General features: G+C 68.0%; 15 protein-coding genes. 7 read left to right on the top strand and 8 right to left on the bottom strand.

Features of this window, described 5'->3' with window-relative positions; genetic code table 11:
- Positions 1 to 322 (top strand): Crp/Fnr family transcriptional regulator (locus tag JWP65_RS18850; protein WP_299766532.1); only part of this gene is annotated, 322 nt, incomplete at its 5' end.
- The gene (locus JWP65_RS18845) at positions 315 to 1,097 is read left to right on the top strand and encodes a pseudouridine synthase (RefSeq protein WP_299766530.1); all 783 of its coding nucleotides are present in this window, start codon (positions 315 to 317) and stop codon (positions 1,095 to 1,097) included. The genes JWP65_RS18850 and JWP65_RS18845, both read left to right, overlap by 8 nt.
- 34 nt (positions 1,098 to 1,131) lie before the next feature.
- Here JWP65_RS18845 and JWP65_RS18840 read toward each other — a convergent pair whose 3' ends face one another.
- From JWP65_RS18840 to JWP65_RS18805, 8 genes are all read right to left on the bottom strand, one after another.
- Positions 1,132 to 1,719: a hypothetical protein gene (locus tag JWP65_RS18840; RefSeq protein WP_299766528.1), complete on the bottom strand. Its 588-nt coding sequence runs from the start codon at positions 1,717 to 1,719 to the stop codon at positions 1,132 to 1,134.
- 31 nt (positions 1,720 to 1,750) lie between these two features.
- The gene (locus JWP65_RS18835) at positions 1,751 to 6,115 is read right to left on the bottom strand and encodes a PilC/PilY family type IV pilus protein (RefSeq protein WP_299766526.1); all 4,365 of its coding nucleotides are present in this window, start codon (positions 6,113 to 6,115) and stop codon (positions 1,751 to 1,753) included.
- Positions 6,116 to 6,140: 25 nt separating this feature from the next.
- Positions 6,141 to 6,815 carry a hypothetical protein gene (locus JWP65_RS18830; RefSeq protein ID WP_299766524.1) on the bottom strand — a complete coding sequence of 225 codons (675 nt, stop codon included), beginning with the start codon at positions 6,813 to 6,815 and terminating at the stop codon, positions 6,141 to 6,143.
- On the bottom strand, positions 6,815 to 7,921 hold the full coding sequence (locus tag JWP65_RS18825; protein ID WP_299766522.1) for a PilW family protein: 1,107 nt from the start codon (positions 7,919 to 7,921) through the stop codon (positions 6,815 to 6,817). Before JWP65_RS18825 ends, JWP65_RS18830 begins: the two co-directional genes overlap by 1 nt.
- Positions 7,896 to 8,324, bottom strand: a complete 429-nt coding sequence (locus JWP65_RS18820; protein WP_299766520.1) for a pilus assembly protein PilV — start codon at positions 8,322 to 8,324, stop codon at positions 7,896 to 7,898. The genes JWP65_RS18825 and JWP65_RS18820 overlap by 26 nt, the downstream gene beginning before the upstream one ends.
- 11 nt (positions 8,325 to 8,335) lie before the next feature.
- Complete coding sequence (locus JWP65_RS18815) at positions 8,336 to 8,932, bottom strand: GspH/FimT family pseudopilin (protein ID WP_299766518.1); 597 nt, start codon at positions 8,930 to 8,932, stop codon at positions 8,336 to 8,338.
- Positions 8,926 to 9,396, bottom strand: a complete 471-nt coding sequence (locus JWP65_RS18810) for a type IV pilin protein (protein WP_299766516.1) — start codon at positions 9,394 to 9,396, stop codon at positions 8,926 to 8,928. The genes JWP65_RS18815 and JWP65_RS18810 overlap by 7 nt, the downstream gene beginning before the upstream one ends.
- Positions 9,397 to 9,568: 172 nt before the next feature.
- Complete coding sequence (locus tag JWP65_RS18805; protein WP_299766515.1) at positions 9,569 to 9,772, bottom strand: hypothetical protein; 204 nt, start codon at positions 9,770 to 9,772, stop codon at positions 9,569 to 9,571.
- A 166-nt stretch (positions 9,773 to 9,938) separates the two neighbouring features.
- Between JWP65_RS18805 and htpG the strand changes: the two genes are divergently transcribed.
- From htpG to JWP65_RS18780, 5 genes are all read left to right on the top strand, one after another.
- Positions 9,939 to 11,861 (top strand): molecular chaperone HtpG, encoded by a 1,923-nt coding sequence (htpG, locus tag JWP65_RS18800; RefSeq protein ID WP_299766513.1) that lies wholly within the window; start codon positions 9,939 to 9,941, stop codon positions 11,859 to 11,861.
- Between the two features lie 247 nt (positions 11,862 to 12,108).
- Positions 12,109 to 12,624, top strand: a complete 516-nt coding sequence (locus tag JWP65_RS18795) for a spore coat protein U domain-containing protein (protein WP_299766511.1) — start codon at positions 12,109 to 12,111, stop codon at positions 12,622 to 12,624.
- Positions 12,625 to 12,707: 83 nt separating this feature from the next.
- Positions 12,708 to 13,055 (top strand): hypothetical protein, encoded by a 348-nt coding sequence (locus JWP65_RS18790; protein ID WP_299766509.1) that lies wholly within the window; start codon positions 12,708 to 12,710, stop codon positions 13,053 to 13,055.
- A gap of 42 nt (positions 13,056 to 13,097) precedes the next feature.
- A complete protein-coding gene (locus JWP65_RS18785) occupies positions 13,098 to 13,820 on the top strand; it encodes a molecular chaperone (RefSeq protein ID WP_299766507.1) in 723 nt (240 codons plus the stop codon).
- On the top strand, positions 13,817 to 14,982 hold a 1,166-nt coding region (locus tag JWP65_RS18780), incomplete at its 3' end, for a fimbria/pilus outer membrane usher protein (protein ID WP_299766505.1). The genes JWP65_RS18785 and JWP65_RS18780, both read left to right, overlap by 4 nt.

Here is a 14,982-nt window from a genome sequence, read left to right as displayed (position 1 = left end):
GTTCGTGATGAACCAGCTCAACGAGCGGCTCGGCCAGTTCATCGCCGCCCGCGAGATCGACCGCATGACCAACCCGGACGTGCGCGTGGCGCGCAACCTGGCGGCCCTGTTCAACCCGGTGCTGTTTCCCGGCGTCGGCGAAATGCTGCGCATCACGCAGCAGGAGCTGGCCTACCTGGTCGGCCTGTCGCGCCAGCGCGTGAACGAGGCGCTGGCGTCGCTGCAGGAGCAGGGCATCATCCAGGTGGAATACGGCGGCGTCCGCATCTTCGATTTGCAGGCGCTGCGCACCAGCGTCTTTCCCACCCGCGACCATGCCTGAAACTTATCCTTCCGCCCCCACCCCCACCAGCCGATTGAACAAGCGCATGGCCGAACTGGGCATGTGCTCGCGCCGCGAGGCCGACGACTGGATCGCCCGCGGCTGGGTGAAGGTGAACGGCGTCCTCGCCCCCATGGGCCTGCAGGTGGCGCCCGACGCCCGCATCGACGTCGATCCCAGGGCCCGCGGGCATCAGCGCGAGCTGGTCACCATCCTGCTGAACAAGCCGATGAGTTACGTCAGCGGCCAGCCCGAGGACGGCCACGAGCCGGCCGTGGTGCTGGTGCAGGAGCGCAACCGCTGGCAGGGCGACGCCGCGCCCATTCGCTTTGCGCCGTCGCAGCTGCGCGGCCTGGCGCCGGCCGGCCGGCTCGACATCGACTCCATCGGCCTGCTGGTGCTGACGCAGGACGGCCGCGTGGCCCGCCAGTTGATCGGCGAAGACTCCGGCATGGAAAAGGAGTACCTGGTGCGGGTGGAGTTCGGCGCCGCCGCCGCCAACGTGCAGGCCGCGTTCCCCGCGGCGCAGCTGGCACGCCTGCGGCATGGCTTGAGCCTGGACGGCCAGCCGCTCAAGCCGGCCAAGGTGGACTGGCAAAACCCCGAGCAGCTGCGCTTCGTGCTGACCGAAGGCAAGAAGCGCCAGATCCGCCGCATGTGCGAGGCCGTGGGCCTGAAGGTGGTGGGCCTCAAGCGCGTGCGCATCGGCCGCATCGCGCTGGGGCAGCTGCCGGTGGGGCAATGGCGCTACCTGGGGCCGCAGGAACGGTTCTGACAGGGCCCAGGAGCCGGCATCACCGGGCCGCCGTTCAGCGCCTCCTGGCGCTGTCCGTGTTGAATTCGACCTCGACCCGGACCTGCGACCGCACCGCCACGGCCTGGATCTCGCCGGGCTTGAAGTGGGCTCTGGAAAAGGTGTCCCGGATCACCTGCTCGAACACCGGTTGCACGTCCGGGGTGTCCACGCGCACCCGCCGCACCAGGCCCTGTTCGTCGATGAACAAGGTGGCCTGCACCTTGAGGTCGACGACGCCCTTGACGCCGTCGGGGAAAGGCACGTCCACCAGCGTCAGGGGAACCGGCCCCGCGGTCAGCTGGCTGCGGGGGATGTAAGGCGGATCGGGCTCTGGCGGCGGGGCTGCCACTGCGGGGGCGAAAGGACGCGGCGGTGAAGTCACGGGAGGCGCCGCGGGGCCCGGCGCCGTTGTGGCGGCGGGCAGCGGCTCGGAAGCGGGCGCCGGCGCCGCGATCGCAACCGCTTGGTCCTTCTGCTTGACCTGCAGCGGGCGCACCTGGAAGACGCGCGGCGGCGCAACGGCCAGGCCGCGCTGGATCGGCGGCGGCGCGGCCTGCAGCAGGGTGAGGACCGCGCCGTGCCCCAGCAGGACCAGGGTCAAGACCGGCCAGAATGCCCGGCCCCTTCCCACGTCAATCCAGCAGCTCGCGCCAGGAGGTGCGGCGCAGGGTGCCACCGGTGGCGGGCGGCATGCCGACTTCGGTCTGCAGCGTGCCGTCGCTGCGGGTGATGATGGTCACGATGCTGCCTGCCGCCGCGCCGGTCACCAGCTGCACCACCGTCAGGCCCTGCACCAGCACGTTGCCGACGTAGCTGGCGGTGGAGGTCCCGTTGGCGATGTCGAACTGGTAGAGGAACGACTCGCCGCCCACCGAGCAATCGTCGTCCTTGGGCAGGTTTGCGCCGACGTAGAGCGTGTCCAGCGCCAGTTGCGGGTTGACCGACACGCGTTCGCCACCGACCGGGAAGTCCACCCGCCAGCCGGACTTGGTGGCCCAGTTCACCGTTCTGGCGCTGCTGGTGCGGGTGGGCGTGTTGCCCGAGACCCCCGCGGTGATGGTCTGCGCCTCGAAGTCGGTGTTGGTCCGCAGGTTGCCGTAGGAGGTCGCGTTCAGCGGGTCTTTGATGGCATAGATCGACTGCACCTCCTTGTCCTTGGCGTCCTCGTTGCGAAAGTACGTGCCGGTTGCCACATACACCACAGGATAGGTCGCCCCGTTGTAGGACACCGCGGCCAGGGCGGGCTTGGACGTGATCGGCTGGACCGCGTTGCCCACCGGGCCCCGCAGCTGTGCGAGCAGCAATGCCTTGCCGTTGGGCTCCACCAGGTTGTCGAGGTCGAATCGCCAGACGTTGCCGAGCTCGTCGCCGCCGTAGAAGCGCTGCGAGGTGTTGATCAGCTCGGATTCCACCCACGAGTTGATGCGGGCCAGGCCGCTCGGGGCGCTGGCGGTCCCGGCCGCGACGCCGGAGGACAGCTCGGTGGGGATGTTGGCCTGGAGCGCGCCCGTGTTGGCGTCCAGCACGAACAGGTGGCCGTTGCCGTCGCCGGGCGAGACGTTGTCGTAGCCGGAGCCGAACACCACCACCCATTTGCCGTCCTTGCGCTTGGTGATGATGGGGTTGCCGTAGGTGTAGCCCAGGTCGTCGTGCTTGTATTCCCACAGCAGCTTGGGCGTTTGCGGCACGGTCACGTCCAGTGCGTAGTAGCCGCGGCCACCCTTGTTCAGGCCGCCCACGACGATGGTCTTCCAGGCCCCGTCCACGAAGATGTCGCCGATCTGCGGCGAGCCGTCGACGAAGTACGAGTGGTTGGTCTCGTATCCGGTATCCGCCAGCTTGTACAGGTTGGGCAGCACGAAGCTGGGGATGAAGGCCCACAGTTCCTCGCCGCCCACCGCTCCGGTCCCGGACGGATCGGTGGAGCGGGCGAAGGCGTGCAGCATGCCGTCGTTGGCGGCGGCCAGCACCACGGCCCTGCGGCTGGCGTTGGCGCTCGCGAACGTGGAGTAGCCGTTTTCCGTGTACCGGAAGCTGGGCTTGCCGATGAACAGCGGGGACGCGTTGATGATGTCGCCCAGCCGCGCCGAGCGCTTGCGAAAGTAGCCCTTGCCCTGGTCGCCGCGCAGGTACTCCACCAGGTTGGCGCCGGAGTTGGCCGCCGCCATGTCGGTGCTGTTCAGCGCCGCGCACTGGGCCGGGGCCAGCCCGCCGCCGGCCGCCGGCTTGGTGCAGAAGTTGTCGAAGTCGCCCTCGTAGTTGTCGGCGTCCAGGTTGGTGTACGTGAACTCCTTGAGCTCCGTCTCGGTCGCGCCCTTCTTCTTGTAGTAGATCTTGCGGTTGGCGGGCGCCTTCTTGTCGAGTTCCACCTTGGCCGACCAGGTCGGCTTGGTGGTGATGGCGCCGGTGTTCGGGTTGATCTCGTACGCGAGCACGTCGCCCACCCATTCCACCGTCGTGAACTGGGCCACGTAGATGTCGTTGTCGCCGGCAACCGGCTGCAGCGAACTGGTGGACGCCGCGGAAGCGGAACCGCTGACCGCCTGGATCGCGGACAGCGCCGAGCTCAGGCCGTCGATCAGCGAGTTGGGATTGCCCGCGCTGAAGTACTGGCCGCGGCCGTTGACGGCGGCATGCCACAGGTCGTCCACCGTGGTGTGATCGCCGGAAGCGACGTTCGGCCAGTTCTTGCTGCGGTTGACGATGTCGTGGAAGTCGCCGCTGCGCTGCGAGATGTACTTGGGGTCGTACTTCAGGCTGCCGCTCACGCCCAGCCCCAGCGTGAAGGTCGTCATGTGCTGCTGGCGCTCGGCGTCACCGAAAGACCTGTACGGGTCCGTCAGGGCCAGGCCGGGCACCTCGTTGGTACAGACGTCCTTGCCCAGCACGCCCGTGCAGTTGCCCAGCCCGGAGCTGCGCAGGTCGGTTTTGTAGTAATAGGCCGCCACGTCGGCCAGGGTGTTCTCCGCCCCGCCGGTCGAGCTGTACACGGCGGTGATGACCTTGTCGGTGGTCTTGGACACCGGAGTGCCCACCACCGTCTCGACCGCCGGTTTGTTCTGGATGCTCTCCGTGGGATCGGGCGGCGTCATCGGGGACAGGGTCACCGTGCCGGTGCCTGTGACCGACCAGCCAGAGGTGACCGGCGTCGAGCTGACCGATTCGCACGCTGTTCCTTCGCTGCGGCTGACTTCGGTGACCGGCCCCAGGACAGTGCTGGTCGCAACCTCCGGGTCGGGCTGGACGATGGCGCTGACGGTGGTCCCCGCTGCGACCGTCTGGCTCTCGATCACGTCGGTCGGGGCAATGGTGGCGCTGCTCGACACGGTCGAGTTGGTCACGCCGTTGGTCACCGTGACCACCGTCTGTTGCGCCGTGCCGTCCGTGCGCAGCAGGACGACCGTGGCCGTGGCCGTGGCCGTCGTCTTCTCCGTCGTGGTTTCGGTGGCGGTCGTCGTGTAGAGCTGTTGCTCGATGACGGTTCTCTTGTGGCGCTTCTTGTCGGTGCAACCGGTGTTGCTGCCCTGCTCGGTCCTCGTGCGCTGCTCGGTCTTGGTCACGCCGCTGCCGGTCCTGCCGGTGATCCGCGTCGTGACCGTCACCAGCGGAATCGTCTGCTTGATGCGGGTTTCCCTGAGCTCGTCCCACTTCTCCGTGGTCACCACCTTCAGCGAAACGCCGTCCGCCATGGGCCGGGGCAGGTCGTTGTCCTGGTTGCCCACGGCGGTGGTGCGGTCCAGCTTGTACGCACCGTATTGATTGGCGCTCGACTCGCCGGCGCGGTTGCCGCCGGTGTTCCACAGGCCGTCCGTGGAGAGGATGGAGAAGTTCCGCTGGCAGTAGTACTGCATCGGGTCCTTGTCCTGGCTCAGCGCCTTGTTGGCGAAGTACTGGCCGGCCTTGGCCAGCGCGCCACGCAGCGGGGTGCCGTAGATGCCCGGCCGGGCAGCGTACAGCTGATCGTAGAACTTGTGCCGGTGGGCATCGTTGTAGTCCTCGACGTGCAGGAAGTCGCCCACCCCCGCCTGGGCCTTGGGCTGGCCAATGGTGGTGTAGCCGATGCGATAGCGGTCGTCCAGCCCCTTGAACGCCAGGCCGGCCGAATGCTGCATGGTCATCACGCGGTTGCGGTAGTACTTGGCCCAGTTGGCGTAGTTCTGCTTGTCGTCGTCGGTGCTGCCGGCCACCGTCACCGCGGTGAACTTGTCCTTGTAGGTGCCGTCGATGGCGCCATTGCAGTGCTTGTAGAAGTCACTGGCGGAATTGACGGCGCCGGTGCTCGTGTACCAGTCGAGTCGAGCCGTGTTGCCCTTGTACTTGTAGTACACCCCGGAAGCCGGCTCGCCCTTGCCGACGGTCATCGTGCCGCCCAGGGTGCCCACCCGTCCGCGCACGGAAATCGAAAGCACATACCGGCCGCCGTTGATGGAAAGGCCGCTCATCTGCCCCACCAGGTAGTTGGCGGCGTCCTTGTAGACAGTGACCGTGTCCGCGGGGTTGCCGGGAGCAACGAAGTAGAGCCCGGAGGAGCCGGTGACAAGGGTGACATCGACCGTGCCGGCGCTGTTGATGTCGCTGCTGACCGCATAGACCGCGTTCGGCTCGGTGGTCTGGTTGGCAGGATCGGGCGCGATGTGGGTCAGGGCTGCCGGGCCCTTGGACTGCACCTTGTCGCCGGCATCGATGTAGACCGGCACCCCGTACTTGACGTCGGGGTCGTAGGCCAGGCCGTTGCAGTGGGCCGACCAGCGCCCGTACATGCCCCGATGCAGCACGCTCGCGGCGTCCGGCAGGAAGTCCCACTGCATGGAGCCCGAATCGTCCATGATGAACATGATGTTGGGCTTGACCGCGGTGCTGCCCCCGGTGAACAGGGGCGCGTTGGACAGGTCGTTCAGCGCCAGCGCATGGCCGACCGAAACGCCGGCCACCACCGTGACCAGGGTGCGCAGGACCGCACGCAGACGGCGACGGAAAAGGGGAGTGGCAGGCTTCATGAGGGGACCTCGCAGGAAATCTCTGTCAAAAGTGAACGATCGACTCGGTGTAACTCGTCGTGTTGCGCGGGCCTTGCACGCGCACGATGATCCGGTAGTAAGGGCTGGCCATCGCGCCGCTGAGGCGGCCGCCCGGCTGCAGCTCCCCGCGCTCCTTGGCCGTGGTGGTGCTGCTGGTGGCGGGGCGCACGCACAGGTTGGAGCCGCCGGTGGCGGGCCCGGTGGCGTCGCACAGCCGCATGATCACCCACTGCACGACGTTGCCGTTGACGTCGGCGCCGCGGAACGGCACGATCACGCAGGTGTCGTAGGTCGCGGTGGTCATGCCCAGGCAGTTGCCGTCCCAGTTCACGATGGGCAGCTTCTTCGCGGCGCTGGTCCGGTTGCCAGCCACGTCCAGGGCGTCGACGTGGCTGGCGTAGTAGCCTTTGTTGGCCACGTCGTTGTCGAGGCTGACGCCGCTCTTGTTTGCGTCCAGCCAGACCATGGCCTGTTCGGCCGCGCTCGAGCTGGACATCACGGCGTCCTGCTGGAAGCTCAGGTTGCCCATGATCAGCGTGCCGGTGTCGACCGAGCGCGTCAGCGCCACGGCGCCGAAGCCCATGATCACCAGCGCCATCAGGGCGAACAGCAGCGAGATGCCGCGCTGGGCGCGCGCGCCTGCCGACGGCAAGCGGGAGGTGGGACGGGCGGCTGGCATCAGGAGTTCCAGAGCATGTTGCGCAAGGGGATGACGGTGTCGAAGACGCGGTACCGGTATCGCTTCCAGCCGGCGTCGACCGTCTCCACCTTCAAAGTCAGGCACTTGCTGGCGCCGCAGGTCGCAAGGCCCGTCAGGGCCGTCGTGCCGATGGTGCCCACGTCCCACAGCGGATTGGCGAAGGTGACGTCCGCCTTCTCGAACTGGCTGCTGCGGGCGACGACCGCCAGCCGCACTGCCATCACCTGCAGCCAGCCGGCGTTGTTGACGGGGGTGACGTTGTTCCAGGTGTCTACGGCGCCGTCGTTGTCGGTGTCCTTGCCGTACAGGGCCTGCAGGTTCACGATGTCCGGGAACAGCTCGACCGCTTCGTAGGACGGTTGGGTGTCGGCGGCGGCGAGGTTCAGCCGGGAGACCCGCAGCGCGTTGTTGACGATGGAATATGTGGTGTCGACGGGGCTGCCCAGGTTCACCAGGAAGTTGCCCTGCCCGTAGCTGGCGGTCGGCCAGTTCGGCGGGTTCCACCTGGCATCGTCGTCGCGCCTCACGTTGGTGGGGTCCGGCGGGTCGCCGGTCACCTGGAACATCTCGCAGATCGCCGAGGCGTCGCTGGCGGCCAGCATCAGGTCGCCGGTCTGGATGCCGCGGATGCTGGCGATCGGCACCGTCTTGGCGCCGGCGGCATAGCCCGGCGGAATGATCCGGCCCGGCACCGAGAACGAAGTCTTGCCGCTGGCCAGCACCCGCACCGTGTCGGGCGCACCTGCAGCCCCGTCGGTGATCGTGACCGGCACCAGCGAAGCGGGGAAGCCGGCGATCACCGCGTTGTTCCAGCGCGCCGAGATGGGGCAGCCGATCACCATCGGGGTGGCGGCGAACCCGTAGCCGGCGGACTGGATCGAGCGCTGCAGCGTGCTCAGCGACAGCGCGCCGTTGATCTGCGCGTCCGAGCCCGCCATGGTGGTGCGCTTCTGGCCTTCCGAGTTGACCAGCACGTGCGTGACCGCCAGGCTGGCGAGCAGCCCGATGACCACCCCGATCATCAGCTCGATCAGGGTGAAGCCGGCCTGTCGTGCCCGGTCAGCGGATGGATGTGGTGAGCACATGGGTATGCGTTCCTTCGGCCGAAAGCGACCAGGTGATGGTCATCGTGACGACGCCGGTGGCCTGGCTGGCGGCGATGGCCGCCTTGCCCTGGGGCAGCGAGCTGGCGACCTTGCCCGACCAGTCCTTGCACGGCGCGTAGCCGGCGCACGCATCGGCGCCACCGGTGTTGAAGCTGTCCAGCTTGGTGCGGTCGGCCCACATCTGGCCCAAGACCTGGGAGCCGAGGTAGGCGGCATCGGCACGGTACTTGGCGGTGCCTTGCGCGCGGGTCATCGCCACCTGCAGGCCGACCAGGCCGATCACGCCGAAGGCGAAGATCAGGACCGCCACCAGCGCCTCGATGAGCGCGATGCCGCGCAGCCTGGAGCGGCCGGCGTGCCTGCGGTTGCTTGCGGTTGCCATGCGGGGGGTCCTCAATTGCAGGCCCGGGGATCGGGGCTGGTCACGTCCCGGTCGCACATGCGGATGCCGCCGCCACCGGCGATCTGCAGGCGCAAGCGGCGGGCCGAGATGTCGGTATGGGAGATGTCGATGCTGCGCAGCGGCTTGCCGGTGCGCACGGCCTGGCCGAAGCCGTTGAAGCTGACGGACGAGGCCGCCGCGGCATCCTGGTCCAGGCCCGACACGGTGATGCCGGCCACGCTCGGGCCGGGGCCGTACACCTCGACGATCCGGGGTGTCTCGGTGGCCGACGGGGCGGTGGCGCACTTGCCGGCCGGGTTGTCCAGACTCACCACCCAGGCGGCGGAAGCCGCCGACAAGGCGCAGTCGTTGGTGGGAGCGCTGGTTGCGGTGACCATCCAGAAGGTCACGATCTGGTTGCGCCGCATGGCTTCCATCCTGGCTTTCTGCAAGCCGGTGTTGGTGGTCTCCGCCAGGTTGCGCACGGCCGTGGAACGCATCCAGTCCGTCACGCTGGGCACCGCGGCGGCGACCAGGATGCCGAGCACGGCCAGGGTGATGATGGCTTCGACCAGGTTGAACCCGCGCTGGCGGCGCTGGATCAGCACTCCGAGCCTTTCAGCAGCCAGCAGTTCTTGCCGGCCACCGCCTGGCCCTTGAACTGGGTCGTGGTCTGGGCGTTGTCATGGCTGACCGTGTAGACGTGACCGACGGCGCGACCGGCGCTGCCGGTGGCAGTGATGACGTAGCCGGCGCCGGTACTGGCGCAGCTGAAGGTGAAGAATTTGGCGCCGTTGGGCTGGAAGTTGTTCCAGGCCGGGGCGTTGGCTGCGTTGGCGCAGGCGCCGGGGGCAGCGCCGTAGTTGCGGAAGTCCTGGAAGTAGTGCTCCATCTTGACCCGGTAGTCCGCCATGGCCGAGAAGGCCTCGGGCAACTGCGCCCGGCGCACGTAGTCCGTGTACGCGGGATAGCCGACGCCGGCCAGGATGCCGACGATGGCCACCGTGATCATCAGTTCGATCAGCGTGAAGCCGGCGGCGGGCGCGCGACGGGTAGAACGGATAGTGGCCAAGGGGTCCCTCCAGGTTTTGCTTTGGGCAATCCTATGGGGGGGCGCGCCATGCCGCCACGGCGTCGCGCCTAGCGGTCCCGGGGATGTGACGAGCGGTAAGCGGCGCTTGCCGGTGTGGGCGCGGCGCCACGCGCTGTGGGCGGAACGCGCCAGGTGGGCCATTGGCCGCGGTTCAGCGGGCCGGTTCCTGCAAAGTCAGGGTGAGCGCGGCGTGCGCGCCGGCCCGCACTTCCACCCTGGCGACACCCGCCTCGACGCCGGGCCACCCGCCCGACAGGGGCAGCGGATGCGGATGCGCCGGTACCGTCAGCGTATGGGCGTCGTCGTGGGCGCGCTGGGCTTCGGCCCAGGTGGGAATTGGCAACTCGATCCGCATGGGAAGGAATGTAAACGGCGTGTTGCCAGGTGCAACCAGGCCTCACCTGCGGCGGAGCTGGAATCGTCGAATAGTTCACGTCGAGGTGCGCTAGCATCCATCTGCTTGAAACATTCGCGTCCCGGCCCCAGTTCGGGAGCGCGCTTTCCCCAGAACACACCATCCCATGAGCCAGAAACAGACCCTTTCCTTCCAGGCCGAGGTGGCGCAGCTGCTGCACCTGGTCACGCACTCGCTGTACTCCAACAAGGAGATCTTCCTGCGCGAGCTGATCTCCAACGCGTCCGACGCCTGCGACAAGCTGCGCTTCGAGGCGCTGAACGACGCCGGCCTGTACGAGGACGCACCCAGCCTGGAAGTGCGGGTGAGCTTCGACAGGCAGGCCCGCACCCTGACCATCGCCGACAACGGCATCGGCCTGTCGCAGCAGGAGGCCATCGACAATCTGGGCACCATCGCCAAGAGCGGCACCAGGGAATTCATGGGCCGGCTGTCGGGTGACCAGAAGGCGGACTCCCAGCTGATCGGCCAGTTCGGCGTCGGCTTCTATTCCGGCTTCATCGTCGCCGACAAGATCAGCGTCGAGTCGCGCCGGGCCGGCCTGCCCGCGGAGCAGGGCGTGCGCTGGGTCAGCGGCGGCGCCGGCGACTTCGAGGTGGAGGCCATCACCCGGCCCGAGCGCGGCACCAGCGTCACGCTGCACCTGCGCGACGACGCGCAGGACTACCTGTCGAGCTGGAAGCTCAAGTCCATCGTCAACAAGTACTCCGACCACGTCTCGCTGCCGATCCTGATGCGCAAGGAGGAGTGGAAAGAAGGCGAGGAAGGCCAGCCCGGCGAACACGTCGTCTCCGATGAATGGGAAACCGTCAACCAGGCGACCGCCCTGTGGGCCCGGCCCAAAAAGGACATCACGACTGAGCAGTACCAGGAGTTCTACAAGGCCCTCAGCCATGACTTCGAGCCGCCGCTGGCCTGGACGCACAACCGGGTCGAAGGCAGCACCGAGTACACGCAGCTGCTGTTCGTGCCGGGGCGCGCGCCGTTCGACCTGTGGAACCGCGACAAGGCCGCCGGCGTCAAGCTGTACGTCAAGCGCATCTTCATCATGGACGACGCCGAGGCGCTGCTGCCTTCGTACCTGCGCTTCGTCAAGGGCGTGATCGATTCGGCCGACCTGCCGCTGAACGTCAGCCGCGAGCTGCTGCAGGAAAGCCGCGACGTCAAGGCGATCCGCGAGGGCAACACCCGGCGCGTGCTGTCCATGCTGGAAGACCTGGCCAAGGCGGAGCGCGACGAGGCGGCGGCCGAGGAAGACAAGGGCAAGTACGCGAAGTTCTACGCCGAGTTCGGCGCCGTGCTCAAGGAAGGCCTGGGCGAGGACTTTGGCAACCGCGAGCGCCTCGCCAAGCTGCTGCGCTTCGCCTCCACCGCCAGCGACAGCGCCAGCGTCTCGCTGGCCGACTACAAGGCGCGCATGAAGGAAGGCCAGCAGGCCATCTATTACGTCACGGCCGACACGCAGGCCGCCGCCGCCAACAGCCCGCAGCTGGAGATCTTCCGCAAGAAGGGCCTGGAGGTGCTGTTCATGACCGATCGGGTGGACGAGTGGGCGCTGGGCCACGTGGAAGACTTCGACGGCACGCCGCTGCAGTCGGTGGCCAAGGGCCAGGTCGACCTGGGCTCGCTGCAGGACGAAGCCGAAAAGAAGGCCGCCGAGGAAGCCGCGGAATCGTTCAAGCCGGTGCTGGCCAGACTCAAGGAAGCGCTCAAGGACAAGGCGCAGGATGTGCGCGTGACGACGCGGCTGGTCGACTCGCCCGCCTGCCTGGTGGTCAGCGAAGGCGGCATGAGCCTGCAGCTGGCGCGCCTGCTCAAGCAGGCCGGGCAGAAGGCGCCGGAGACCAAGCCGGTGCTGGAGGTGAACGCTTCGCATCCGCTGGTGATGAAGCTGGACGGCTCGCCCGGCTTCGACGACCTGGCGCACATCCTGTTCGACCAGGCCCTGCTGGCCGAAGGTGGCATGCCGCAAGACCCGGCCGGCTACGTCAAGCGGGTGAGCGCGCTGCTGGCGCAGGGAGGTCTCTGACGACCGTGGCGGGTTCATCCGCCTCAGGTCGGAATTGCAACACCGTTCGTCGGACCGGTGGCGCAGAAAACGCCGCCGGGCAGCGGGGACAAGTGAAGTAACTAACGCTTTGGCCAGTTATCGCGTGCAAGTCGTTGATTTTGCTACGTTCTGCCGATTGCAACTCGTTACAACGGCTTCTATACTTCGTTCGCAGTAAGAAATTGACCTAAGGCCCGTTGGGCCCTTTGCTTACAAGGAGCGATCTATGAAGAAGCTGAGCCTTATCGCCGCTGCCCTCCTGCTGGCCGCCGGCAACACTTTCGCGGTCGATGCGACCGACCAGTTCAGTGTCTCGGTGACACTCACGAGCTCCTGCTCCGTGACCACCGCGGCCACCGACCTGGCGTTCACCTATAGCGCACTCGACCCCCTCGACGCCACCGGTAGCACGCGCACCGTGTTCAGTTGCACGCGCGGCCTGACGGCTCCGACATTCCAGTTCGACAACGGAGCCGCGGGCGAACAGACCGGTTCCGCCGCCGCTTCGACCGGCACCATCACCGCCCAAGGCGTGATCAAGGGCTTGCTCTATACGCTGACGGCCGCAGTTCCCGCCGTCACGGGCGGCACGGCCGCCTCGGCCGGGGTCGCCGGCACGGGCGGCACGGGCGGCACCGCGGACACCTACACCGTCAGCATCAGTGGCTCGATCGCTGCCGGCCAGGCCGGCGACGCGTCGGATGGGAGCAGCCACACCCGGGTTCTGACGATCACTTACTGATCGACGTCCCGACGGTTCCCGCGGCCAGGTCGGCGGGAGCTTTCAGGCAGTCCACCTTCGAACAAGCAGATCCAGAGGCCGCCATGCCCCGCGTTGTCCAGCCCTGGCTTGCCGTCCTGGCCGTTGCCGCGGGTGGCTTGTCCACTTCCACTGCCGCCGGCCAGGCGAGCGCCGCCTTGCGCGTCAGCGTGGAACTGCTGCAGCCAGCCGCGGTCGGCTGCACCACGGCACTCGACCCGGCAGGCAACCGCGGCGTACGCTGCGGGCACGGCGCCGGCGCCATGCTCGGCGCCGGCGGCGACGAGGCGCGCATGCGGGCGCCCGACAACGCCCATGCCATCGGCGCCGGGGCCTTCGTGGTCGGCGAATATTCCTCCCGCACGGTGGTTGCGGAGGGCTTCGAATATGTGGAAATGACGCTGACCTGGTGAGGTAAGCTGTCGAGCTGGCCCCTCCTCATCGAGAGAACCGTCATGAAGCACACCCTGGCCGCGGCTTTCCTGCTCGGCGCAACCGTTCTTTCACTGACGGCGCAAGCCGCCCAGTTCACCATCACGCCGGTTCGCATCTTCATGGCCCCGCGCGACCGCGCAGTCGCCGTCACGGTGTCGAACGACAGCGACGAACAGGTGGTGATGCAGGCCGACCTCTACAGCTGGAAGCAGAAGGCGGACGGCTCCGACGACCTCGAGCTCACCGAGGACCTGGTGCTCACGCCGCCCATCCTCAAGCTCGCGCCCAGGTCGCGCCAGGTGGTCCGGCTGGCGCTGCTGACGCCGCGTCCGGCCGGCGTCCAGCAGACCTATCGGCTGATCGTGCGCGAGGTGCCCGAGGCAAGGCCGGCCGGGCAGCTCCAGCTGCAGCTGGCGCTGGCCTTCTCGCTGCCCGTCTTCATCACGCCGCCCGGCGCCAGGCGCGAACTGCAGTGCGTGGTCGAGCGCAGCGCCGCTGACCGGGCGCAGGCCCGCTGCGGCAACTCCGGCACCGCCTACGCCCAGATCCGTTCACTCGAACTGATCGATGAAAAAGGCCTTCGCCTCGCCGGGCGGGACACCGTCGGCTACGTGCTGCCGGGCATCACGCGCTCGTTCGAACTCGTGCGTGGCGACGGCAGGATCCCCGGCGGCAAGGTCAAACTGCAGGCGGCGCTGGACGACGGCACGCTGCAGGCATTCGACGTCACCCTGCCAGAATGATCCAGGCGAGGGCATGCATCCTGGCCACCGTCCTGCTGCATGCACTGCCCTTCGCGGCGCTGGCGCAGCCGAGCCGGCCGGAAATTCGCGCGTCCAGCACCGTGCAAGACCGCATCGTTCCGCTGGAGGCCACCGTCAACGGGGCGAAGGCCGGCGGCTGGCCCTTCGTCGAGCGCGCCGGCCGGCTGCATGTCGGGCCGGACGCCCTTGAAGAGTGGCGCGTGCGGATCCCGCCGGACGTCAATCCCATCCGGGTGCGCGGGCTCGACTTCATTCCCCTGGATGCGATCCCGGGGTTCGATGCGAAGCTGAACTTCGGGGCGCTGACCGCCGAGATCACGTTCTCGCCGGATGCGTTCATGGGCAGCCGGCTGGTGCTGGCCAGCGAGTCGACCCGTCCCCAGCCCAGCCCGGTGCTGCCCAGCCTGTTCCTGAACTACGACCTGAACTTCCAGCGCTCCGCGTCTGGCGGCGTGTCCAGCCAGGATCTGGGCGCCTTGCTGGAGCTGGGCGCTTCCACCCGCTGGGGCGTTCTGACCAGCAGCCACGTGGGGCGCAATCTCACCGGCGGGTCGCTGGGCCTGCGCAAAGAGTGGCTGCGGCTGGAATCCACAGTGACGCGGCACTTCCCGCAATCCAACCTCAGCTTGCGCCTGGGGGACTCGGTCACGCGCGCCGGCCTGTGGGGCCGCCAGGTCTATTTCGGCGGCATCCAGTTCGGCACCAATTTTTCCCTCAGTCCCGGCCTGCTGACCCAGCCGCTGCCGCTGCTGCGCGGAGTGTCCAGTGCCCCGTCGACGGTGGAGCTGTACGTCAATGACGTGCTGCGCAAGGTGTCGCAGGTTCCCACCGGCCCGTTCGTCATCGACGACAGCCAGGGCCTGACCGGCAGCGGCGAGGCGCGACTCGTCGTGCGCGACGTGCTCGGGCGCGAGGTGGTGATCCTGCAGCCGTTCTTCAGCACCGTGGAGCTGCTGGCGCCGGGCCTGAACGACTGGAGCGTGGAGCTGGGTGCGGTGCGGGAGAACCTGGGCGTGACCAACGGCGACTACGGCGACCGGTTCGTGACGGGCACCTGGCGCCGGGGCATCAGCGAACAGTGGACCGGCGAGGGCCGGGCCGAATGGAGCCGGGTGCACCAGGCCGCGGGTGCCGGCGCGGT

This window comes from Ramlibacter sp. (assembly GCF_028292805.1).
Lineage (GTDB): Bacteria > Pseudomonadota > Gammaproteobacteria > Burkholderiales > Burkholderiaceae_C > Ramlibacter.
The sequence above is the reverse complement of the archived record's forward strand: the minus strand, read 5'-3'. Positions and strand labels throughout refer to the sequence as shown.